This is a genomic window from Pseudarthrobacter sp. MDT1-22 (assembly GCF_054511035.1).
Genome location: NZ_JBTNDK010000006.1, coordinates 91,213 through 112,989, shown reverse-complemented (window position 1 = coordinate 112,989; position 21,777 = coordinate 91,213). Strand labels below are relative to the sequence as shown.

The following is a 21,777-nucleotide window of genomic DNA, read 5'->3' as shown; positions in this document are numbered from 1 at the left end:
TCCGGAACCAATACCCTCAAAGAGAAAGTGGACCAAGAAATGCGAATGATTGGTAAAGCAGGAAAGGCAGCAGCGATAGCTGCAATCGCAGCACTGGCGATGACGGCCTGCGGACGGGCCGAACCCGGCACCACCAGCACCACCGGAGCCGGCGGCTTCGAGCAGAACTCCTCCATCGGCGTCGCGCTTCCCCAGAAGACCAGCGAAAACTGGGTGCTGGCGGAGAAGCTGTTCAACGATGGGCTCTCCGGCGCCGGCTTCAAGCCGGACGTGCAGTTCGCCAACGGCGGCGTCTCCGAGCAGCAGAACCAGATCAGCGCCATGATCACCAAGGGCGCCAAGGTCATCATTGTCGGTGCCATCGACGGTGCCCAGCTGGGTACACAGCTGAAGCAGGCGAAGGACTCCGGCGCGACGATCATTGCTTATGACCGGCTCCTGCTCAACACGGAGAACGTGGACTACTACGTGGCCTACGACAACTTCAAGGTGGGCGTGCTGCAGGGCCAGGCGCTGCTGGACGGCATGAAGGCCAAGAAGCCGACCGGCCCCTACAACGTCGAGCTCTTCGCCGGGTCGCCGGATGATGCCAACGCGAAGGTCTTCTTCGACGGGGCCATGAGCATCCTGAAGCCCAAGATCGACGACGGAACGCTCAAAGTTGTCTCCGGCCAGACCACCTTCGAACAGGCAGTCACCCAGGGCTGGAAGGCAGAGAACGCCCAGCGCCGCGCCGACACCCTGCTGACCGGCTCCTACGGGACCGCTGCCCTGGACGGTGTCCTCTCACCGAACGACACCTTGGCCCGCGCTGTCCTGACTTCTGTCAAGGCCGCCGGTAAGCCGCTGCCCATCATCACCGGCCAGGACTCGGAAGTTGAATCCGTCAAGTCCATCCTTGCCGGCGAGCAGTACTCCACCATCAACAAGGACACCCGCAAGCTCGTTGAGCACGCAATCGTGATGGTCAAGGATCTCCAGGCAGGCAAGACGCCTGAGATCAACGACGACAAGTCCTACAACAACACGGTGAAGACCGTACCCGCTTTCCTGCTGCCGCCGGTCATCGTGACCGCCGCCAACGTGAAGACGGCCTACGTGGACGATCCGGTACTGGGCCCGCTGACCAAGTAACGCGGTCTAAGTAACGCGGTCTAAGTAACGCGGTCCGCCGGTCACCACCGGTTTACATAGAATGCCCCGGCTCCCCCACAGGGAGCCGGGGCATTCCGCATTCCAACGCTCTCTCACTTAATGCACGCTTTTCACTAACGCTCTCTCACTGCCCGCCGCCTTTCACAGCCCAAACACAGCTTCGGCCGCCTTCCTGCACAGGCCCCGAAGCGAGGGTAGGAGCAGATGCCGGCCTTCCGCCGGCCCCAGATCCTAGGAGTATAGTGAGCGTCCTTGCCCGGAGTGTTGGCAATGCCTTCAGAAACAAGGTCCGAACAGCCGCGGTGGTGGCAGTCCTGGCCGTCGCGATCGGACTTGCACTGGCCATGCTGGTGGCCAACCAGGCCGTCGGAGCCAAAGTCCAGGAGCTGAACGCGTCCGTCAGGACCGTCCTGACCGTCAACCCGGCCGGCGGCCAGGGCTTCGAAGGCGGCGGCGAACCGCTGACCGTCGAGCAGGCAGCCACCGCAGCTGCCGTCCCCAACGTAACCTCCGTCGTCGGCACCAGCTCACTCCGGCTGCGGAAGCCGCCGAAGCGGCAGCGCAGACGGCGGCCGGCACCCAAGCTGGCCCCGGCGGCGGCCAGGGCGGTCCCGCCGGACAGAACGCCACCACGTTGACCACCAGCCTTACCGCAGCCATCGACGCTGGCACCCTCGGTGGACGGAACCAGCCCGCAAACGGCACCACCGGAACCACCACCGCGCAGCCGGTACGCTCCCTCCCGATCACTGCAACCGGAATCGGCGGCGAAGTGGACACCATCGGCAAGAGCCTGACCATCACCGAAGGCACCGGGCTCGGCGACTACACGGCTGAATCCGCCAACGCCCTCCTGGGAACCACTCTGGCCGAGAAGAACAACCTGACCATCGGCTCCACGTTCACCATCAACGAGCAGACGTTCACTGTGGCCGGCCTCTTCGACTCCGGCACTACGTTCGGCAACAACGCCCTTTACCTGACCCTCCCCACGGCCCAGACCGTCGCGGAACTGCCGGGCGAGCTGTCCTCGATGATTGTCACGGTGGACGGCATGGAAAACCTCGAGGCCGCCAAGGCCGCGCTTGAGTCCGCCCTCGGCACCGACAAAGCCGACGTCACGCAGGGCCAGAACCTGGAGTCGGCGGTCAGCTCGCTCGGCAGCGTCAAGAACATCTCCTTCATCGCCTTCGTAGCTGCCCTGGGCACCGCCGGACTGATCATCCTGCTGATCATGGTCATGCTGGTCCGCGAACGCCGCCGGGAAATCGGTGTTCTGAAGGCGATCGGAGCACCCAACCGCACCATCGGCCTGCAGTTCGTGCTGGAGGCACTGGTCCTCGTGGCCATGGGCAGCGCGGTGGGCGCCGCCGTCGCCTCCTTTGCCAGCGGCGGCATCGCTTCCGCGCTGATCAGCACCAACACCACCACGACGGCGGCCACCACCACCGGTCGCGGGGCCGCCATGGCCGGCGCTGCAGGCGGCGCCGGAATGCCGGGCGGCGGTGCTGGCTTCCCCGGCGGCGCTGGCCTTCCCTCCGGGAACCCCCTTGGTGGCGCTTCCCAGCTGCTGACATCGGTCACCGCCAGCGCCTCCCCCGGCGTCATCGCCGCCGGCATCGCAGCGGTGTTCGGCGTGGCCATCATCGGCGCGCTGGTCCCTGCACTGCTCACGGCACGCATCCGTCCCATCGAAGTCCTGCGAGGAGAATAGCCATGATTGAAGTCAAGAACCTGGTCCGCACTTTCAACTCCGGTGACCGCACCATCAAGCCGGTCAACGACGTCAGTTTTGTTCTGGAGCAGGGCACGCTGGCGTCCATTGTCGGCAAGAGCGGCAGCGGCAAGAGCACACTGTTGTCCCTCCTGGGTGCGTTGGACAAACCGACCAGCGGAGACGTCGTCGTCAACGGCGTGAGCCTGGCCGGGATGCCGGACGGCAAGCTGACCGAGTACCGGCGCCGGGATATCGGGTTCGTTTTCCAGCAGTTCAACCTGATCCCGAATCTTTCGGCGATGGACAACGTCATGCTGCCCATGGAGTTCGCGGGCGTGCGCAGGACCGAGCGTCGGCAGCGGGCAACGGACCTTCTGGAGCAGGTGCAGCTGGACCCGGAGAAGCAGGTGCGCCGCATCAACCGGCTGTCCGGCGGCGAGCAGCAGCGCGTGGCGATTGCCCGGGCGCTGGCCAACGAACCCAAGCTGATCCTCGCTGACGAGCCCACCGGCAACCTGGACGAGCAGACCGGTGACCACATCATCGAACTGCTCAGCTCGCTCAGGCGTGACCACAACACCACCATCCTTGTGGTCACCCACGACAAGGCGTTGGCCAACAAGACGGACCGCCGCTTCAGGCTCCAGCAGGGCAGACTGACGGAAGAACCGGCGCGCGCCTTGGTCTGACGCCCGCACTGGTCTGAATGAGAGGATGGGCACCATGAGCGCGCCCATTGCCACACCGTGGCTGTCCACCCAGTCCGACCCGGATCCCCGGTCTGCCACCGGAAGACGCCTGCGGTGGGGCGTCATAGCCACCGGCGGGATCGCGCGGTCAGTGTCGCAGGACCTGGCACTGCTCCCAGACGCCGAGCTCTATGCCGTCAGTTCCCGCTCACCGGGCACTGCGGAGAGTTTCGCGGCGGACTACGGTTTCGCCAAGGCCTACGGGGACGACGACGGCGTGCCCGGCTACCAGCGGCTGCTCGCCGATGACTCGGTGGACGTTGTCTACGTCGCAACACCGCACGCCCAGCACCACCAGATTGTGCTCGCTGCGCTTAATGCGGGCAAGCACGTCCTGTGCGAAAAGGCGTTCACCATCAACGGCAGGGAAGCGAGCGAACTCGTCGCGCTTGCCCGGGAACGGAAGCTCTTCCTCATGGAGGCAGTGTGGTCCCGCTTCCTCCCGGGCATGCAGCGGGCGTTCGAGATTGCCGCGTCCGGGGAGCTCGGGGACGTGCACTGGGTGACCGCTGACCTGGGTTTTCCCGCACCGTATTCCCCTACGTCCAGGCTGTGGGCCAGGCAGCACGGTGGCGGTGCCCTCCTGGACATCTCGGTCTACCCCCTGCTGTGGGCAGTGGGAACGCTGGGGTTCCCGCAGACCGTCAGTGCCACCGGCTTCATTAATGACGACGGCGTGGACGCCCAGAATGCGCTGACGCTCGGCTACAACCATGGTGCCCAGGCCCAGCTGACGTCCTCGCTCCTGGCGTACGGTCCGCGGACTGCCACCGTGGCCGGCAGCCTGGGCTACCTCCAGAGTGTCGGTTCCATCAACAATCCGCGGGAGTTGGTGATCGGCGTCGGACGGGAGGGCCTGCGCACGGAGGCGTTCGACGTCGTCGGCATCGGCTATACCTACGAACTGCGCGAGGTGACCCGCTGCATCCAACAGGGCCTGACCGAGAGCCCGGTCATGCCGCTGGAGGATTCCATCAAAACCATGCGGCTCTTTGACGGAGTGCGCGGGCAGCTGGGCGTCAGCTACCCGAACGATGCCCACTGATCGTTATGGCCTATGATTTTTTTGTAACAGGCTTGACAATCATCTTTCGGTTATCGATGACTGAGTGACAAATTAGTAAGCTTGCTGGATTTATTTTCAGTTTTCCCTAGACTTCCTGCACGCGAGAGTCTTACGCTGATGAAATCGTAGGTCTCAACGATGCTGGGGGTGGTACGCATGGCTAAATTCCGTTCGCCATGGCGTGCGCTCCGGCCGCTTCTCCTCGCAGGTGCAGTGACTGCCACTTGGCTGACACTTTCCGCTTCAGCCGCAACAGCTGACTCCTCGAGAGATTCAGGATCCCTTCTGGGCGGCCTCTCTTCATCGGCCGCGTCCCCGGCTCCTTCTCCCAACGGACTCCTGCAGCCCGTTGTGGGAAGCGTGGCGGGCACAGCGGACCACCTGATAGCCCCATTACCCGTAGTGAACAGCGTGGTTCCGGCTGGCACCGTCACTTCCGTGGCCGTCCCGGTTGCCGGAGTGGTCGATACGGCTGCCGATGACCTGATCGAGACCGTCGCTCCGCCACTCGCCGAAGCGGTCCCCGTTCTTGAACCCGCGCTGCAGCCCCTGGTCGATCTGGTGGATGCAACCGTGGCGGCCGTGCCGGTCACGCTGCCCGACCTGATCGTTGACGGGATTGCCGTCGCCGGTGAGGCCTCCACCAGCACGGATGCCGCCGCGGGACCAACTGCAGGTGCTGAGCACAGCGCCGATGATGCGCCGGGCCGCTCCACCAACACTGCAGACCACTTTCGGGCCGCCACTGGCACGTCGTCCGCGCTGGCTAAGACCAGCGCACGAACGCTCCCGGCTGCGCCCGGAATTACGTGGACAGTCGACCCGTCCATGCCTCCGGCTCCAGCCCCGGCAGGACCTGCATCGGGGGCAGGGGGTGGCGCCTCGCCATCCGGCCCCTCAGGCTCTGCTGCCTGGCTGAATGAGTTCGGTTTTGACCTGCCGCTCCCGGGCTCCTTCCCGGTCAGCGGATCACCTCAGCATGTCCCTTCGCCGGTGTCATTCGACCCCGGTTCCTCTCCTGACTAGTTGAGCCCCCTGCCCTTCATGGGCAGAACACGGCCTCAAGGCGCTGAACAGCGCCCCAAATCAACTCTTCAGGAGACATCACCATGAATTGCAACCTTCGTAGGGGGCTGCTTAGCACCCTCTTTGCCCGGCGGGCTACTAGCCTTCGGCGCCACCGCGGCCAGCGCCGCGGACACAACCAGCGGACCGGACCTCACGGCCTCCGCACTGGTCTCAGCGGCGACGTCCGCAGATTCGACGTCGTTGGGCCTGCTGGGTGGCTCAACGCAGTCGGACACTGCTGACGTCGCCGCTGTGGTCGACGTCAACCTCGGTCTCGGCGGCACCGACGGGAGCGGAACCACCGCCGACGTTGCCGCAGCAGCCGACATAAACCTCGGCCTGGGCACGTCCGGCGTTCTTGACGGCTCGAATGTTGTTATTGATGCATGCGTCATCTTCGGCGGCGGCGATGGCTGTGGAACCCCAGGTACTGAAACCCCCGGTACGGAAATGCCCGGTACGGACACAACGGACCCAGGAACCGGCACGACGGGTGACACGGACACAACGGACCCAGGAACCGGAACCACCGGCACCACCGATCCGGGAACCGGAACGACCGGCACCACGGGAGGTGGCACGACCGGTATCACTGTTGTTCCCGCCGGCACCACCACCGGTTCGGTATCTTCCGCAGCAAACACCATGGGCAACACCTCAGGCCAAGGCGGCACGGCCGCCCTAGCCAAGACGGGCATGGATGCTTCACTGATCCCTCTAGTCGTCATCCTGCTGCTTGCCGGACTGCTGATGCTCAAGCGGCGTCGGAAGGCCTAGCGGCCTCCGCACTCAGCGGACTGCGACGGCTAAGACCGTCAACGCACCGGCTCCGCCGTTCGGGGCCTAGCCAACTGTTCGGATAGGAGGTGGCAACCAGAGAGCTCAACTACCAGCACTTGTCCTTGTGACCGGAGGTCCGGCTGAGAAAGTCCCAATCACTTCTTAGCCGGGCCGCCGGCGTGCCGGCAGACGGCTTAAGGGATGCCCTGCCAGCCGGTATTATTGAGCAGGAATAGTGCCGCAGCGCACCGGGAGGAACTGGTCATGGTGGCGGATTCGCCTAGCTCCATTAAGAATGAAGTGCTCGGCGAACGCTATCGGCTGGCGGACGTAATCGGCCGCGGCGGCATGTCATCCGTCTACCGCGCCCGGGACGAAAACCTCGGCAGGGATGTCGCTCTGAAGCTCTTCGCCCCACAGGCACCGGATGCCAATGAGCTCAGGCGCCAGGAAGCCGAAATCCAACTGCTGGCAACGCTCAACCATCCCAGCCTGGTCACGCTGTTCGATGCAGGCATCGATACCCGTGTCCTGGACGAACCTCGGCCGTTCCTGACCATGGAGCTCGCGGAGGGCCAGGACCTCCGCAGCCGGATCAGGCACAGTGCAGTTCCCTTGGACGAGCTTGCAGTCATCGGGGCAGGCGTAGCTGACGCGCTGGCCTACGTGCACAGCCTGGGCATCATCCACCGCGACATCAAGCCCGGGAACATCTTGCTCGTGAAGATCCGTCCGGGCGAACCTTTACGACCAAAACTCACGGATTTTGGCATCGCCAGGATGGCGGATTCAGCCCGGCTGACCGCCACGGGAACCATGGTGGGGACGGCCGCATATCTCAGTCCGGAGCAGGCCATGGGTTCTCCCCTGTCGCCCGCCACGGATATCTACTCGCTGGGTCTGGTACTGCTGGAATGCGTCAAGCAAACCGTTGAGTTCCCGGGCAGCGCCGTGGAATCCGCAGTGGCCAGGTTGCACCGGGCACCCGAGATCCCCGCTGACCTTCCGGCGGAGTGGGCTGATCTGATCCGTTCAATGACTGCCATCGAACCGCTGGAACGTCCCGTGGCGTCCGATGTTGAATCCGCTCTGCGTCAGGCCCTGGTGTCACCCGTGTCCGCACCGGGCGAGCTCGCGGCGGAGACAACCCGTGTACTCCCGGCCATGCCGTTCAGGCCGCCGTCCATCGCCATCACCGCGGAATCAGATCTGCCTGTAGTCCGGTCCAGCAAGGGCCAGTTGGACATCACCCGCGGTCCTGACGCGCGGGGCTGGGTCCCGGACTTGTCTCGTCTCCGCCACGCCGGAAGGCGGTTCTGGACGGTCACCGCACTGGGCATGCTCGCCGCTGGAGCAGCCGCGGCGGCGCTGACCTTGGGCCTGGCACCTCAGCCAACGCCCGACGTCGTTCCTTACCCCGCCGTCACCGGCACCTTGGGCGACCACCTCAAGGAACTTCAGGAGAGCGTGGAACCATGAGCCCTGCACCGAAGCACCGCGGGCGTTCGGCCACTGCCAAATGCCTGACAGCTGCAGCAGCATTTCTGCTCGCCGGTTCACTGGCAGCGTGCGGTCCGGCTGAGGCCAGCCTTCAACGTGATGCCGCCCGCCAACTTCAGGAACGAGTCCTCGGCGTCACCCAGGCCTCAGCGAATAATGACCCCGCTGGCGGATTGGCAGCTTTGGATAGCCTCGAGGCCGACCTCGCGTCCGCTGCGCGGACCGGGCAGGTTTCCGAGGAACGCCGGCGCAGCATCACGACGGCCGCCACTGCCGTCCGGGCAGACCTGACGGCGGCCAAGGCCGTAGCCGACGCCGCAGCAGCGAAGGCTGCGGAGGACGCGGCCGCAGCGCAAAGGCAGGCGGACGCCGATGCGGCCCAAAAAGCAGCCACCGCGCCGGTAGCTCCCGCGCCCACAGACGACAAGGGAAATAGAGGCAAAGGCAAGGACGACGACTGACGGGCAGACGGACGGCCCGTTGTGTATTAACTCACCCGTGCTTCATCCGCTCCCGTCGGCCATACGAGAAAGGCGGCGTCCCGGTTTCCCGGGGCGCCGCCTCCTAACGTTCGTTTCCGCTTAGTTCAGCGTCGCAATGACCTTGTTCAGCGTGGCGGACGGACGCATCACGGCCGAGGCCTTGGCCTCGTCCGGACGGTAGTAACCGCCGACGTCCACCGCTGAGCCCTGCACCGCGGCCAGCTCGCCCACGATAGTGTCCTCGTTGGCGGAAAGCTCCTTGGCCACAGCCGCGAACGATGCCGCCAGCTCCGCATCCTCGGTCTGCTTGGCCAGTTCCTCAGCCCAGTAGCGGGCGAGGAAGTAGTGGCTGCCACGGTTGTCCAGTTCGCCCGCGCGACGGCTCGGGGACTTGTTTTCCAGCAGGAAAGTTCCCGTCGCCTTGTCCAGGGTGTCTGCCAGGACCTGCGCGCGGGCGTTGTTCGTGGTGGTGGCCAGGTGCTCGAAGCTGACGGCCAGAGCGAGGAATTCGCCCAGGCTGTCCCAGCGCAGGTGGTTTTCGTTAAGCAGCTGCTGGACGTGTTTGGGGGCAGATCCGCCGGCGCCGGTCTCGAAGAGTCCGCCGCCGTTCATCAGCGGAACCACAGAAAGCATCTTGGCACTGGTGCCCAGTTCCAGGATGGGGAACAGGTCCGTGAGGTAGTCGCGGAGCACGTTGCCGGAGACGGAGATGGTGTCCTCGCCCTTGCGGATGCGTTCCAGGGTGAAGGCCGTTGCCTTCTCCGGGGACATGATTTCGATCTGGAGGCCCTCGGTGTCGTGGTCCTTGAGGTACTCGCGCACCTTGGCGATGAGGTTGCGGTCGTGGGCGCGGGTCTCGTCCAGCCAGAAGACGGCGGGCGTCTTGGAAGCGCGGGCGCGGGTGACGGCGAGCTTGACCCAGTCGCGGATGGGGGCGTCCTTGGCCTGGCAGGCGCGCCAGATGTCACCGGGAGCAACTTCGTGTTCGATCAGCACGGCGCCGGAACCGTCAACGATCTGTACCGTGCCGGCTTCCTGGATCTCGAACGTCTTGTCGTGGCTGCCGTATTCCTCGGCGGCCTGGGCCATGAGGCCTACGTTCGGGACTGTGCCCATGGTGGTGGGGTCGAAGGCGCCATGGGCGCGGCAGTCGTCCAAAACAACCTGGTAGATGCCGGCGTAGGAGCTGTCCGGAAGGACCGCCAGAGTGTCGGCTTCCTTGCCGTCCGGGCCCCACATGTGGCCGGAGGAACGGATCATGGCGGGCATGGATGCGTCCACGATGATGTCGGAGGGCACATTGAGGCTGGTGATGCCCTTGTCCGAGTCCACCATGGCCAGTGCCGGGCCGTCGTCGAGGCCCTTCTGGATCAGTGCCTTCACGCCTTCACGGACGTCCTCCGGCAGCTCCTCGAGGCCGCTCAGGATGGCGGCCAGGCCGTTGTTGGGGCTCAGGCCGGCGGCCTTGAGCTGCTTGCCGTAGGTCTCGAACAGTTCGGAGAAGTAGGCCTTCACCACGTGGCCGAAGATGATGGGGTCCGAGACCTTCATCATGGTGGCCTTCAGGTGCGCTGAGAACAGGACGCCCTCTTCCTTGGCGCGGACTACCTGGGCTGCCAGGAACTCGTCCAGTGCTGCGGCGCGCATAACAGTGCCGTCGATGACTTCGCCGGCCAGCACGGGGAAGGCCTTCTTCAGGACCTTGACCGAGCCGTCTTCGCGGACTAGCTGGATGGCGATGGTGCCGTCGGACTCGATGACCACGGACTTCTCGTTCGCGCGGAAGTCGTCAGCCGTCATGTATGCAACGTTGGTCTTCGAATCCGCGGACCAGGCACCCATGGAGTGCGGGTTCTGGCGGGCGTAGTTCTTGACGGACAGCGGTGCACGGCGGTCCGAGTTTCCCTCGCGCAGGACCGGGTTCACAGCGGAGCCCTTGATCTTGTCGTAGCGGGAGCGGACGGCCGTTTCCTCGTCCGAGGAGGGGTTGTCCGGGTAATCCGGCAGGTTGTAGCCCTGGCCCTGAAGCTCGGCGACGGCGGCCTTCAGCTGCGGGATGGAAGCGCTGATGTTGGGCAGTTTGATGATGTTGGCTTCCGGCGTCTTTGCCAGCTCACCCAGTTCAGCAAGGGCGTCGCCGATCTGCTGTTCCGGGGTGAGGTAGTCACCGAACACGGAGATGATGCGGCCTGCGAGCGAAATGTCACGGGTCTCCACCTCCACACCTGCGGTCGAAGCAAATGCTTCGATGATCGGCAAGAACGAATACGTAGCCAGCATCGGCGCTTCGTCGGTGTGGGTATAGATAATCTTGGACATGCGCGGGCGTCTCCCTGGAGGTCGGCTGATTTTTTGGAAATTTTGTTCTATTTCACCACCCCCTAACTTACCTGAGGACACGGCTTTGAACCGTACCGGGGCGGCCGGACGGTCCCGCATTACAGCGGATTGGGGCATGCAATAACGCCCGACGGCGGTGCGCACCCGGGGCGGCCAGCCGCCGTAGCGCTTTACCTCCGGGAGCCACCGGCGCAGGTAAGGATCCGGTCAGCGCCGCTTGTGGGGAATATCACTGGGCCAGAGCTGCACGTATTTGGTGTCCTGACGGCGCAGCTCCTCCGTCGCCGTAAACGAATGGATAGGGTCGACGTCGCGCAATTGCACGGCTGCGGCGTAGGCCTCAATTTCCGGCGAAGCGCCCTGGGCGCTCCCTTCGGCTGCAAAATGCCGGCCATGCACGGCCGACTTCTTGGCGGACTTCCAGAAAGCAATCACGATGGGGCCCCAATTCGCATAGAGTCCGGAGCCCAGATCGGACGTGCCACTGTATAGGAGAAAAATACCCTTCGGCAACGGTTTTGACCAGAGCGGCACACTAGTTCCAGCGAATCCAGGACACGTTTGCGGACCATACTTTTGGCGTCACTACTATTTACAAATTTGTCATGTCTCGATAGGTTACATGGGTCACGCGGCTGGCTCTCCCGGGCACGCCTTCACACGTTTAGACAGGACGATAATGACGCGTACCAGGTCCTTGGCTGCCACCCTCCTGAGCCTTTCGGCGGCTGCCGTCCTGGCGCTGGTTGGCGCCGGAAGTGCCCATGCTGCCTCGTCGTCGAGCGATAAAGCAGCTCCTTCGGTGGCCAGCGCAATCGTAGACAGCACTGGGGCGGCGGACTACTGGACGTCAGACCGCATGCGCGCCGCGATTCCCGGTGATGTCCTGGCCGGCAAGGCGCTGGAACGCGGTAAATCATCCAGTGCGGCCAGTGTGCTGAAGGGACCCAAAACCAAGGTGGCGGGCACCACGGGAAAGCCCTCACTCGCTCAGCCTGCGAACCCGGTAGCCCACATCGGCAAGGTGTTCTTCACCCTTGGCGGCGCGAACTACGTCTGTTCCGGAAACGCCGTTGCGGCGACGAACAAGAGCACCGTGGCCACCGCCGGGCACTGCGTCAGTGATGGCCCCAACTCGCATGCCACTAACTTCGTCTTTGTACCGGCCTACGAGAATGGCGCCAGGCCTTACGGTACCTGGACAGCCAAGGCGCTTTACACCACGGCCCAGTGGGAGGGCTCCGGGGACATCAGCTACGACACCGGCTTTGCGGTCATGAATCAGCTTGGCCGCGCGTTCCTGACCGACGTCGTCGGGGGCTCCGGCGTGGCATTCAATGAAGACCGCGGCCTTCAGTACACCTCCTACGGCTACCCTGCCGCCAAGCCCTTCAGCGGCGAACGGCTCTGGAGCTGCACTGGCACGGCCACCAAAGACACCAACAACCCGCAGTTCAATACCCAGGGCATCCCATGCGACATGAACGGTGGCTCTTCCGGTGGCCCGTGGTTCATCGGCAGCGGCCCCGACGGCTTCCAGAACTCCGTCAACAGTTACGGCTATAGCCAGAAACCCGTGATGTACGGCCCGTACTGGGGCGCGGCCATCCAGGAGACCTATGTCCGTGCCGCACGAGCTTAGGAAATCCTCACCTGACGCGGAATCCGGGAGCAGATCCGTCAGCCACAGCGAATCGGACCAGACCCACGGGGAGATCCTCGAGTACTGGACCAAACCGCGAATGGCCGATGCCAAGCCCCGGGAGCTTCGGCTTCCGGAAGGGGGTCCGCGCCTCATGCAGCGGGGCGCGGACCCGGCACCACGTCCTTCCTAGCTGCCCGTTAAGGCCCGACGGCGCCTGTCCCCTCAGCGGGGACAGGCGCCGTCGACGTTTAGCCGCTTAGTGGAAGAAGTGGCGGGCACCCGTGAAGTACATGGTGATGCCGGCCGCGCTGGCCGCGGCGACCACTTCCTCATCCCGGACGGAACCGCCCGGCTGGACCACGGCGCGGACGCCGGCGTCGATCAGGATCTGCAGGCCGTCAGCGAACGGGAAGAACGCGTCGGAGGCTGCGACGGCGCCGCGGGCACGCTCGGGTGCAACGCTCGCCTCCGTCGTCGACGGACCAGCCGCGCCGCCAGCACCTTCGACGTCGGACTCCACCGAAACGCCCAGCGTGTTGGCACGCTCGACGGCCAGGCGGCAGGAGTCCAGCCGGTTGACCTGGCCCATGCCGATGCCCACGGCTGCGCCGTGATCGGCGATCAGGATGGCATTGGATTTGGCGGCACGGCAGGCAGTCCAGGCGAAGGCGAGGTCCGCGAGCGTCTTTTCGTCAGCGGCTTCGCCGGCGGCGAGGGTCCAGTTGGCGGGGTTGTCGCCGTCGGCGTCCACCTTGTCGCTCATCTGTACGAGGACACCGCCGGAAACCTGGCGCATTTCTGCCGGGTAGCGGTCGTAGCCTTCGGGCAGGGCCAGCAGGCGGATGTTCTTCTTCTTGGCGAGGATCTCCACGGCTTCCGGCTCGAAGTCCGGGGCAATGACAACCTCGGTGAAGATGCCGGCAACGGTCTGCGCCATGGCGGCGGTGACCGTGCGGTTGGCAGCGATGACGCCGCCGAAAGCGGAGACGGGGTCGCAGGCGTGGGCCTTGGCGTGGGCGTCGGCGATCGGGTCTGCAGCATCAGCGGAACCAACGGCGACACCGCACGGGTTGGCGTGCTTGATGATGGCGACGGCGGGCTCGGCGAAGTCGAACGCGGCACGGAGGGCGGCGTCGGCGTCGACAAAGTTGTTGTAGCTCATGGCCTTGCCGTGCAGCTGGTCCGCCTGCGCGATTCCGGCCGGGGCGGCCTTGTCCACGTAGAGCGCGGCCTGCTGGTGCGGGTTTTCGCCGTAGCGGAGAACCTCGGAGCGCTCCAGCGAGAGGCCGGCGTAGGCAGGCCAGTCGATGACGCCGTCGCCGTCTTCATCCAGGAACTGGCTGGCAGTCCAGGTGGCCACGGCGTTGTCATAGGACGCGGTGTGGGCGAACGCCTTGGCGGCCAGCCGCCGTCGGGTCTTCAGGTCAAAGCCGCCCTCAGCGGCGGCGGTGACCACGGAGCCGTAGTACGTGGGGTCCACAACAATGGCGACGGCGGCGTGGTTCTTCGCTGCCGAACGGACCATGGCGGGGCCGCCGATGTCGATCTGTTCAACGACATCGTCCTGCGCGGCGCCGGACTTCACGGTCTCAACGAACGGGTAGAGGTTCACCACCACCAGGTCGAAGGTTTCAATTTCCATGCCGGCGAGGGTTTCCATGTGCGCGGGGACGCGGCGGTCCGCCAGGATGCCGCCGTGGACGCGCGGGTGCAGCGTCTTGACGCGGCCGTCCAGCATTTCCGGAGACCCTGTGACTTCTTCGACTTCCTGCACCGGGATACCGGCCGCGGCGATCTTCTTGGCCGTGGAACCGGTGGAGACGATCTTCACGCCGGCTGCGTGCAGGCCCTTGGCGAGATCCTCCAGACCGGTCTTGTCGTAGACCGAGATCAGCGCCCGGCGGATGGGAACACGGTCGATGGATACACGGTCAGGCTGCGTGACGCTCACAAAAAGTCTCCGTCTGATCTCGCGGAACAGTGCCGCGGTTGGTGGGGATGGGCCCAGTTTATCGTGTTGTGCGGTTTGCCCCGCTTGCCGGCGGCAGTGTGAACGTCAGTGGGCACGGTTAGAGTTTTCACAGGAGGCTGCGATGAATACTTACACCACTGTGCCCAGCGGCGAACAAGTGGTACAGGAACTGCCCTGGCGTTGGAAAGTCCAGGGCAGGATCTTCGTGATCGGCGGCCTCGGCTTTATGTTCGATGCCTGGGACGTGACGCTTAATGGCATCCTCATCCCGCTGCTCTCGACGCACTGGGCCCTGGCTCCCGGCGAGGTGGCCTGGGTGGGTACGTCCAACCTGATCGGCATGGCCCTGGGCGCGTTTGTGTGGGGAACCATCGCGGACACGATCGGGCGGAAGAAGGCGTTTACGGCCACGCTGCTGATCTTCTCGCTCTTCACGGTCCTGGGCGCCTTCTCCCCCGACTTCATCTGGTTCTGCGCGTTCCGCTTTATGGCCGGCTTCGGTCTGGGCGGCTGCATTCCCGTGGACTACGCGCTGGTGGGTGAGTTCACACCACGCAAGCAGCGCGGGAAGGTCCTCACCGCGATGGACGGCTGGTGGCCGGTGGGCGCGGCCCTTGCCGGTTTTGTGTCCGCCGGCCTCGTGGCGGTGTTCGGCGACTGGCGGCTGACCATGCTGGTGATGGTGCTGCCTGCGCTCCTGGTGTTCTGGGTCCGGCGCAGCGTTCCGGAGTCGCCGCTGTTCCTCATCCGCAAGGGGCGCCGCGAGGAAGCTGCCAAGGTCATCGACGACCTCGTGGCGGCAACCGGCGCCGAACCCCGCGCCTACAGCCTGCCCGACGCGCAGGAAGTTCCGCGACTCTCCGCCGGCAGCGCGTGGCACCAGCTGCGGCTGGTGTGGCAGTTCAACTGGAAGATCACGGCCACGGCCTGGGCCCTGTTCTTCAGCATCCTGCTGGTCTACTACCTGTCCCTGACGTGGATGCCGCGGATCCTGATCGGCGCTGGTTTCGCCGAGTACAAGGCGTTTGTGACCACGGCGTCCATGGCCGCGGTTGGGCTCTTGGGTGTGGTTGTGGCCGCGCTGCTGGTGGAGCGTGTGGGCCGCAAATGGATCCTGGCCATCACCGGCCCGTTGTCCGCGCTGACCCTGGTGATCGTGGCGATTGTGGTCGACATCCCCACGGCGGCGGTGTTCTGGCTGCTGGTGTTCGGATTTGTGGTGCAGATAGCGATTCCGGTGCTCTACGCCTATGTGTCTGAGCTGTACCCCACCGAGCTCCGCGGCACGGGTTTCGGCTGGGCGTCAACATTTTCGCGGCTGGGGGCTGGTTTTGGGCCCCTGATATTTGCGAACTACTTCTGGCCCGAGCTCGGCCTGGCCACGTCCTTCGCCCTGGCCGGCGGGCTGGTGCTGGTGGCCGTCCTGTGGATGGCGTTCTTCTCCCCCGAAACCAAGCAGCGCCGCCTCGAGTAGCCCCCGGCGTCGCCCCACCCAACTAAGTAGCGCTAACTGTCGTTTTGAGCGCTCAGAACGACAGTTAGCGCTACTTAGTTGGGCGACCAGCCGCGGTTCATCAGCGCTGAGCGGACTTTGGCGACGGCGGCCCGGGCTTCGTTCTCCATGTGCCGTTTCGAGATCCGGACCAGCAACCACCCCGCCCTGGCAAAGTCCTCTTCGCGGGCAATGTCACGGACGATCTGCGCCGTCTCGGAATGGCCTTCGCCGTCGTACTCCACTGCAACTTTTTGTTCCGGGTAGGCGAGATCCGGTTGACGTACGACGCCGGCGCCCAGTAACACGGGAACGTTCAGTCGCGGTTCTGGCAGCCCGCGGTTCTCCAGGGCCAGCCTAAGTTTGGTTTCCGGGGCAGAGTCGGACCCGATCCGGGCCTGCTCAAGGGCAAGGCGCGCCTTTTGAATGCCGGGCGTTCCTTTGTGCCGGTCGAGCATTTCCGCCAGGTCCGCCGGCGTGGCATAAGGCTCGGATCTGCCCTCGAAATCAGGCCTGGGAATCCTCAGCATGTGATCGGCAACCACAATTAGCTCGTCAATGCTCATCTTCCGGGCGCAATCCAGCCACGTCCGCGCCCGGGACGTGATCAACAGGCCGTTGAGGGTGACAATTTCGTCGGCAAAGAACTGACCCCTGTGGCCTTTCACCCCTGGTCGGCGCATGATGGCTACCGTGTCCGGGCGCGAGATATGAATCAGTGGATCATCGCTCCCCGGCAGGAACCCGGGGAACTGCCACAGCAAGAACGCAGAGGCGTGCGAAGCTGCCGCGAACTCCGTGACCTGGGTATACGGCCGAATGTTGGGCGCCAGGCCGTACACGGCCACGTCGTCTGCCCTTGGCACCCGGACTCCACGGGTGGGCCGCCCCAGACCTTGGTGACGTAACTGCCGTTCGGTGATCCCCGCGTCGGCCGCTTCTTTCAAGGTGAACGGCAGCACAGCCAGCGGCTCCGGCAGAGAACGGGGGACTTTCATGTGCCCATGTTGGCAGCCCCGCGAAAACGCCGCTGAAGTTATCCACAGGTTCCTGCCCACCTGCCAAACTAAGTAGCGCTATCTGTCGTTTTGGGCGGTCAAAACGACAGATAGCGCTACTTAGTTGGGGGAGGGTTGGGTGGGGAGGGTTGGGGTTGGGTGGGGATTAGGAAGCGGCGGCGAGGGCTGCCAGGGTGTTGACGAGGACGCGGCGCTCCACCACCTTGATGCGTTCGTGCAGGGATTCCTCGGTGTCGCCCGGTTCAATCGTGACGGCTTCCTGGGCGATGATGGGCCCGGTGTCCACACCGGCGTCGGCCCAGTGCACCGTGCAGCCGGTGACCTTCACGCCGTAGGCCATGGCATCGCGGACGCCGTGAGCGCCGGGGAAGGCGGGCAGCAGGGCCGGGTGGGTGTTGAGGTACTTGCCGTGGAAGGCAGCGATGAAGTCGGCGCTGACAATGCGCATAAAGCCGGAGGAGACCACCACGTCCGGGGCGTAGGACGCCACGCGGGCGGTCAGCGCGGCATCCCATTCGTCGCGGGTGGGGAAGGAGTTGAAGTTGACCACAAACGTCTCCAGCCCGGCTTCCGAGGATCGTTCGACGCCGTAGGTCCCCTCCCGGTCGGCACCCACCGCCGCGATTTCCACGTCCAGCTCCCCTGCCTTGACGGCGTCGATGACTGACTGGAGATTGGACCCGGTGCCGGAAACGAGGACTACGATGCGCATGGGTCTAGCTTATGGGCACGCTCGCGTAGGCTGGAAAACATGAACAACACCCCGGAACCGGCTGGCCAGCAACGGACCAAACAGCCGCTCAGCGACGCCGCCAAGGACTCGCTCACCAAAACCCGCAACCTGTTCCGGATCTTCATTGTCACCGTGCTGGGCGCCTTCTTCGTCTACCAGCTCGACGTCAGCTACCTCTGGCTCACCGGCATCCTGACCGCCGCGAGCTTTGTGCTGGGTATCCTTCTGCTGGTCCGGTCGGCTCGGCTCAAGGAGTCCAAGCTGGTCCTGTTCGGCACCATCTCGGGGCTGGTGGTCTCCCTGATCATGCTGCTGGTCATCCTGGCCACGGCGCTGTTTTTCCGCCAGGTCCAGGACTTCCAGACTTGCTCACGCGAGGCCCTCACTGACCAGGCGCTCTCCAATTGCCGGGTCCAGTTGGAAAGCTCGCTGCCGGGTCTCCGGTAGCAGCCACGCCAGCAACAGCCACGCCAGCAACAGCCACGAAAGTCAGCGGGCCAGTTCCGCTTCCTCATCCATGTGCTGCTGGCGTTCCAGCCACGGTCCGGCTGCGTAACCGATCACTACGCCGATGCCCACCTCTGCGGCAATCCAGAGTCCCATCCACAAGGGGTCGGGTCCGATGGCCGTGAGGCGGCCCAGCCCGGCGGAGCCGCGGGCCAGCCAGGCCAGGCCCGCGGCCAGCAGCCCGGACACAACGCCCACCAGCGCGCCGAGGGCAAGGGTGGACACCGTGGCCGTGAACCAGCGCGCGTCAATCTTGATGGAGAGCCACTCGTCGAAGTGGTTTTCGCCTTCGCGCAGGAACCACCAGCCGGCCAGGATCCCCGCCAGAACGGGCAGCACCAGCGCCATGAACCCGTAGTCCAGCGGACCCGAAGGGATAGCGGCGAAGACCGGGATGGACGGCAGCGGCCCGGTGGCTGTGCCAAGCGGCCCCACCTGCGAGCCCACGCCCAGGGCGAAGCCCGAGCCCGAGACCCAGGCCAGCGCAAAAACCACAAGGTTGGGCAGATACCCAAGCTGCGCGATGGTGAGGGCGGCACCCCCTACCGCGCCGGCGTCGAGCGCTTCATAGACAGCAATCACCAGGTTCCAGTGGATAAAAAGGTCCACGGCCAGGAGCACACCGGCGAGCCCAAACGCCGCTAGAAGGGCCACACAGCCCGCCTTCGCGGCGGAGCCCAGATAGGAGCCGGCCCAGCGGGAATGCTGGCTGGTGCGATAGATCCAGTCGACTGCGTCGACGCCGATCAGCCGGCTCCATGAGCCTGCCTCGCGGCGGGCACCGATCACCATGCCGAGGGCGAACGGGATGAGCGGGATGAGCATTGCCAACCAGATGTTAATGACGACGTCGGCCGTGCGGCACACAAAGCCGGTGGCAGCGCCGAACGCCGAGTAGACCACCCATGACCCGAGCAGCGCCTGCCACAGCTGGTCCGTATAGGAGGCCCGGGCCAGGCGCCGCCCCGCACGCCAGGCGAGCAAAAACGGGATCAGGGTCAGGCCGAGGGGCACCAGGGTCAGCAGGCCGGAGCCTGGACTGCCGGCCGCACCAGCCTCGCCGGAGACCACGGCGAGCTGCAGCGGCACCCCGTGAATCAGCAGCCAGCCTTGGCCGGCGAGTCGGGCCAGGGCATCAAAGGCGGTGTTCTGGAAGCCCGCGGTGGCCCACACGGCCACAATGGGAACCACCGCCAGGAGCGCGGAGATGATGGCAGCCTGCGCCGTTTCGAGGCCTCCCTGCAGCCACAAGGGCATGGGAAGGCCTCGGTCTCCGGTCTGATCAGCGCGCAGTTTCATCGTGTCCCATGGTGTCACGGCCGGGGCTTCGGACCGGGCTTCGACAGGCTCATTCTCCATGCGAGACGCGCCTCACCAGAGTTCGTAGTCCGCCGCGCTGATCGTGAACCCGTGACCGGTCCGGAGGTGGGCGCAGGCCATCCGGCCCGGCTCCCGCGAGCACACGATGTCGCACTGCCTGTCCTTGTTCACCGACTGCCCCATCACCGGCCGGCGGGGCCCGTGGCAGGCGAAGAACCGGACGACGACGGCGGGACGGCCGCCGCCGGTGATGGCGCCGTCGTCGGGCGTTCAGAGTGTCGGGGCGCCTCGTCCGGGTCGCTCATGTCGCTGGGCAGATGTCCCCATCCGGGGCTGATTCGGCGCTTTTTCCGCGGGTCCGCCGTAAGATTGGAATGTCCGCAATCAGTGGTTGGAGGCAGAAAAAATGACTACCGCATCCCCACATGCACACGTTCATTTTGGGCGCGCAGACGTCCAGAATGCGGGCATGGGAGTAGGTATCCTGTTGTTGGTGGTGGGTGCCCTGGGCTTTATCCCCGGCGTCACCACCCAGTACAGCGAATTGATGTTCCTGGGACCTGATTCCCATGCAATGTTCCTTGGGCTGTTCCAGGTGTCCATGCTGCTCAATATTGTGCAGCTGGCCATTGGCGCAACGGGCTGGGCGATGTCCCGGACCGAACACGGCGCACGGAACTTCCTCATCGGAGCAGGCGCGCTGTACATCATCCTCAGCATTTTCGGGCTCAGTGTCGGCGTTGACTCGGCGGCCAACTTCCTGTCGTTCAACATGGCTGACAACTGGACCCACCTGGTGCTGGGCGTAGCGATGGTAGCTGCTGGCTGGCTGTTCTCCAGGAACATGTCCGGCGAGAGGAAATAGCCCGGAAATGACAGGCCGGGATACAGGAGCCGCGAATGAGAAATGATCAATAAGTTCTGAATTTTCGTCCTACTCGCCGGTGCAGTTGCCGCGTTCCGCGAACAGCTGCACCGGCTTCTTTGTGGGCTTCTTAGCGGCCGACGGCGGCGCGTGGCCACGTTCTGATCGCGTGGCAACTTAGTGCCCCGCAATGGGTCCAGCGCGAACGGTCACTTGTTGCCCGCCGTGGCGCGAACCGGCAGGTAATACCCTCAAAACTCGGTTTTGACGGTATTACCTGCAAGTTCGCGCTTGGAAGTCAGGGCCCCCAAGTGTCCGTTCGCGCCAAAGGCGGCACGGGCCATGGAGCCTGCAACAATGGCCCCATGAGCGCCATCATCCTGGGCTGGGACCCGGCCGGCTGGAACCGCTGGAACTACGCGGCTGTTACTGAACACGTCGCCGTGACAGGGCTGCACCTGGAGCCTTGGAGCGTGGGCCGGAGCGTTGCCCCCGGCACCGGCGTGTGGCTGCTCCTGCTGGGAGCGCACGGCCCCGGCCTGATCGGCCATGGCGTTGTCCTGTCGGGGCAGCCCGGGCACCCGGATCAAGCGGCCACGTCGTCGGGCCAGCCTGAGTTCACCGCGCAGGTGGCGTTCGATGCGCTCCTGCCGCTGGGCGACCACGTGCCTGCGGCGGTCCTCGACGCAGCGGTGCCCGGCGTCGTCTGGGACAGCGCCGAAACCGGGGGCATGGCGCTGGAGTCCGGCGACGAAGCCGCGGTCCTTGCGCTCTGGGCCACTCACGGACCGGCACAAGGACCCGACCCAACCCAACCTGTGCCCGGCACATACCCCGAGACCGCCGTCGTGCGCGTCGCCGCCAACCGCTACGAGCGTGACCCCGAGGCCCGGCGGGCGTGTATCGCGCACCGCGGCAACAGCTGCGCGGCTTGCGGGTTCTCCTTCGAACTGGCGTACGGGGAGCTCGGCAAGGACTTCATCGACGTCCACCATGTGGTGCCGGCGGCCCAACTCGGCGGCGGCTACCAGCTGGATCCGCTCACGGATCTGGTTCCGCTCTGTGCCAATTGCCATGGCATGGCCCACCACGGAGTCAGCACGCCGCGCACGCAGGCCGAGCTGCGTCAAATCATGGCCACCGCCGGGTACCTCCGCGGAACCACCGTTGCCCCTGAGGAGATTGAGGCCCAGCGCGTTGCCCGCGAGATCCTCGGCAAATAGGAACCTGGCCGGTCGAGATCCAGCCTGTTGAAACCCCCACGCAACAGCCCGTGCCCTGGACTCTTGGGCGGGCGCCAACCAGACTGTCTACAACAGCTGGCCGGCTGGCCGGAATTGGAGACACGCAATACCGGCAGGGACTGA

The 21,777-nt window shown here is 65.0% G+C and carries 18 protein-coding genes and 1 pseudogene; 13 read left to right on the top strand and 6 right to left on the bottom strand.

Going from position 1 to position 21,777, the window contains the following annotated elements; genetic code table 11:
• Positions 1–39: 39 nt before the first annotated feature.
• The 8 genes and pseudogenes from ACX80M_RS07015 (at position 40) to ACX80M_RS06980 (ending at position 8,496) form a co-directional block, all read left to right on the top strand.
• Positions 40–1,134 (top strand): substrate-binding domain-containing protein, encoded by a 1,095-nt coding sequence (locus ACX80M_RS07015; RefSeq protein ID WP_252603689.1) that lies wholly within the window; start codon positions 40–42, stop codon positions 1,132–1,134.
• 263 nt (positions 1,135–1,397) lie between these two features.
• Positions 1,398–2,869: pseudogene (locus ACX80M_RS07010) on the top strand (ABC transporter permease).
• A gap of 2 nt (positions 2,870–2,871) precedes the next feature.
• Entirely contained in the window at positions 2,872–3,561 is a 690-nt protein-coding gene (locus ACX80M_RS07005) for an ABC transporter ATP-binding protein (RefSeq protein WP_252601159.1), read from the top strand.
• Positions 3,562–3,595: 34 nt separating this feature from the next.
• Positions 3,596–4,666, top strand: coding sequence for a Gfo/Idh/MocA family protein (locus ACX80M_RS07000; RefSeq protein WP_459309309.1), 1,071 nt, complete (start codon positions 3,596–3,598; stop codon positions 4,664–4,666).
• Positions 4,667–5,089: 423 nt separating this feature from the next.
• On the top strand, positions 5,090–5,713 hold the full coding sequence (locus tag ACX80M_RS06995) for a hypothetical protein (protein ID WP_252601165.1): 624 nt from the start codon (positions 5,090–5,092) through the stop codon (positions 5,711–5,713).
• A 123-nt stretch (positions 5,714–5,836) separates the two neighbouring features.
• Entirely contained in the window at positions 5,837–6,532 is a 696-nt protein-coding gene (locus ACX80M_RS06990; RefSeq protein ID WP_252607783.1) for an LPXTG cell wall anchor domain-containing protein, read from the top strand.
• Positions 6,533–6,799: 267 nt separating this feature from the next.
• Positions 6,800–8,014, top strand: coding sequence for a serine/threonine-protein kinase (locus ACX80M_RS06985; protein WP_459309333.1), 1,215 nt, complete (start codon positions 6,800–6,802; stop codon positions 8,012–8,014).
• The gene (locus ACX80M_RS06980) at positions 8,011–8,496 is read left to right on the top strand and encodes a hypothetical protein (RefSeq protein WP_252601170.1); all 486 of its coding nucleotides are present in this window, start codon (positions 8,011–8,013) and stop codon (positions 8,494–8,496) included. Before ACX80M_RS06985 ends, ACX80M_RS06980 begins: the two co-directional genes overlap by 4 nt.
• Before the next feature lie 120 nt (positions 8,497–8,616).
• Here ACX80M_RS06980 and ACX80M_RS06975 read toward each other — a convergent pair whose 3' ends face one another.
• Complete coding sequence (locus ACX80M_RS06975; protein ID WP_252601172.1) at positions 8,617–10,836, bottom strand: NADP-dependent isocitrate dehydrogenase; 2,220 nt, start codon at positions 10,834–10,836, stop codon at positions 8,617–8,619.
• Positions 10,837–11,064: 228 nt separating this feature from the next.
• Complete coding sequence (locus ACX80M_RS06970) at positions 11,065–11,391, bottom strand: hypothetical protein (protein ID WP_252601175.1); 327 nt, start codon at positions 11,389–11,391, stop codon at positions 11,065–11,067.
• Between the two features lie 145 nt (positions 11,392–11,536).
• Here ACX80M_RS06970 and ACX80M_RS06965 point away from each other — a divergent pair, with 145 nt between their 5' ends.
• Entirely contained in the window at positions 11,537–12,499 is a 963-nt protein-coding gene (locus ACX80M_RS06965; RefSeq protein ID WP_252601178.1) for a trypsin-like serine peptidase, read from the top strand.
• A gap of 259 nt (positions 12,500–12,758) precedes the next feature.
• Here ACX80M_RS06965 and purH read toward each other — a convergent pair whose 3' ends face one another.
• On the bottom strand, positions 12,759–14,453 hold the full coding sequence (gene purH, locus ACX80M_RS06960; protein ID WP_252601181.1) for a bifunctional phosphoribosylaminoimidazolecarboxamide formyltransferase/IMP cyclohydrolase: 1,695 nt from the start codon (positions 14,451–14,453) through the stop codon (positions 12,759–12,761).
• Positions 14,454–14,595: 142 nt separating this feature from the next.
• Between purH and ACX80M_RS06955 the strand changes: the two genes are divergently transcribed.
• Positions 14,596–15,948: an MFS transporter gene (locus tag ACX80M_RS06955; protein ID WP_252601184.1), complete on the top strand. Its 1,353-nt coding sequence runs from the start codon at positions 14,596–14,598 to the stop codon at positions 15,946–15,948.
• A 74-nt stretch (positions 15,949–16,022) separates the two neighbouring features.
• Here the strand turns inward: ACX80M_RS06955 and ACX80M_RS06950 are convergent, their stop codons facing one another.
• Both ACX80M_RS06950 and purN read right to left on the bottom strand, forming a co-directional pair.
• Positions 16,023–16,964 (bottom strand): DUF559 domain-containing protein, encoded by a 942-nt coding sequence (locus tag ACX80M_RS06950; protein WP_459309308.1) that lies wholly within the window; start codon positions 16,962–16,964, stop codon positions 16,023–16,025.
• A 166-nt stretch (positions 16,965–17,130) separates the two neighbouring features.
• A complete protein-coding gene (gene purN / locus ACX80M_RS06945) occupies positions 17,131–17,697 on the bottom strand; it encodes a phosphoribosylglycinamide formyltransferase (RefSeq protein WP_252601187.1) in 567 nt (188 codons plus the stop codon).
• A gap of 39 nt (positions 17,698–17,736) precedes the next feature.
• Between purN and ACX80M_RS06940 the strand changes: the two genes are divergently transcribed.
• Complete coding sequence (locus ACX80M_RS06940) at positions 17,737–18,165, top strand: hypothetical protein (protein ID WP_252601190.1); 429 nt, start codon at positions 17,737–17,739, stop codon at positions 18,163–18,165.
• Positions 18,166–18,207: 42 nt separating this feature from the next.
• Here the strand turns inward: ACX80M_RS06940 and ACX80M_RS06935 are convergent, their stop codons facing one another.
• Entirely contained in the window at positions 18,208–19,524 is a 1,317-nt protein-coding gene (locus ACX80M_RS06935; RefSeq protein ID WP_459309332.1) for a cell division protein PerM, read from the bottom strand.
• Between the two features lie 427 nt (positions 19,525–19,951).
• Between ACX80M_RS06935 and ACX80M_RS06930 the strand changes: the two genes are divergently transcribed.
• Positions 19,952–20,410 carry a DUF4383 domain-containing protein gene (locus ACX80M_RS06930; RefSeq protein ID WP_141139800.1) on the top strand — a complete coding sequence of 153 codons (459 nt, stop codon included), beginning with the start codon at positions 19,952–19,954 and terminating at the stop codon, positions 20,408–20,410.
• A gap of 365 nt (positions 20,411–20,775) precedes the next feature.
• Positions 20,776–21,633: an HNH endonuclease gene (locus ACX80M_RS06925; protein WP_252601192.1), complete on the top strand. Its 858-nt coding sequence runs from the start codon at positions 20,776–20,778 to the stop codon at positions 21,631–21,633.
• The last annotated feature ends 144 nt before the right edge of the window (positions 21,634–21,777 follow it).

Bases quoted from the DNA above. Each gene is read 5' to 3' on its own strand.
- ACX80M_RS07015 (WP_252603689.1), top strand. From the start codon at position 40: ATGCGAATGATTGGTAAAGCAGGAAAGGCAGCAGCGATAGCTGCAATC.
- ACX80M_RS07005 (WP_252601159.1), top strand. From the start codon at position 2,872: ATGATTGAAGTCAAGAACCTGGTCCGCACTTTCAACTCCGGTGACCGC.
- ACX80M_RS07000 (WP_459309309.1), top strand. From the start codon at position 3,596: ATGAGCGCGCCCATTGCCACACCGTGGCTGTCCACCCAGTCCGACCCG.
- ACX80M_RS06985 (WP_459309333.1), top strand. From the start codon at position 6,800: ATGGTGGCGGATTCGCCTAGCTCCATTAAGAATGAAGTGCTCGGCGAA.
- ACX80M_RS06980 (WP_252601170.1), top strand. From the start codon at position 8,011: ATGAGCCCTGCACCGAAGCACCGCGGGCGTTCGGCCACTGCCAAATGC.
- ACX80M_RS06975 (WP_252601172.1), bottom strand. From the start codon at position 10,836: ATGTCCAAGATTATCTATACCCACACCGACGAAGCGCCGATGCTGGCT.
- ACX80M_RS06965 (WP_252601178.1), top strand. From the start codon at position 11,537: ATGACGCGTACCAGGTCCTTGGCTGCCACCCTCCTGAGCCTTTCGGCG.
- ACX80M_RS06955 (WP_252601184.1), top strand. From the start codon at position 14,596: ATGAATACTTACACCACTGTGCCCAGCGGCGAACAAGTGGTACAGGAA.
- ACX80M_RS06950 (WP_459309308.1), bottom strand. From the start codon at position 16,964: ATGAAAGTCCCCCGTTCTCTGCCGGAGCCGCTGGCTGTGCTGCCGTTC.
- purN (WP_252601187.1), bottom strand. From the start codon at position 17,697: ATGCGCATCGTAGTCCTCGTTTCCGGCACCGGGTCCAATCTCCAGTCA.
- ACX80M_RS06940 (WP_252601190.1), top strand. From the start codon at position 17,737: ATGAACAACACCCCGGAACCGGCTGGCCAGCAACGGACCAAACAGCCG.
- ACX80M_RS06935 (WP_459309332.1), bottom strand. From the start codon at position 19,524: ATGAAACTGCGCGCTGATCAGACCGGAGACCGAGGCCTTCCCATGCCC.
- ACX80M_RS06930 (WP_141139800.1), top strand. From the start codon at position 19,952: ATGACTACCGCATCCCCACATGCACACGTTCATTTTGGGCGCGCAGAC.
- ACX80M_RS06925 (WP_252601192.1), top strand. From the start codon at position 20,776: ATGAGCGCCATCATCCTGGGCTGGGACCCGGCCGGCTGGAACCGCTGG.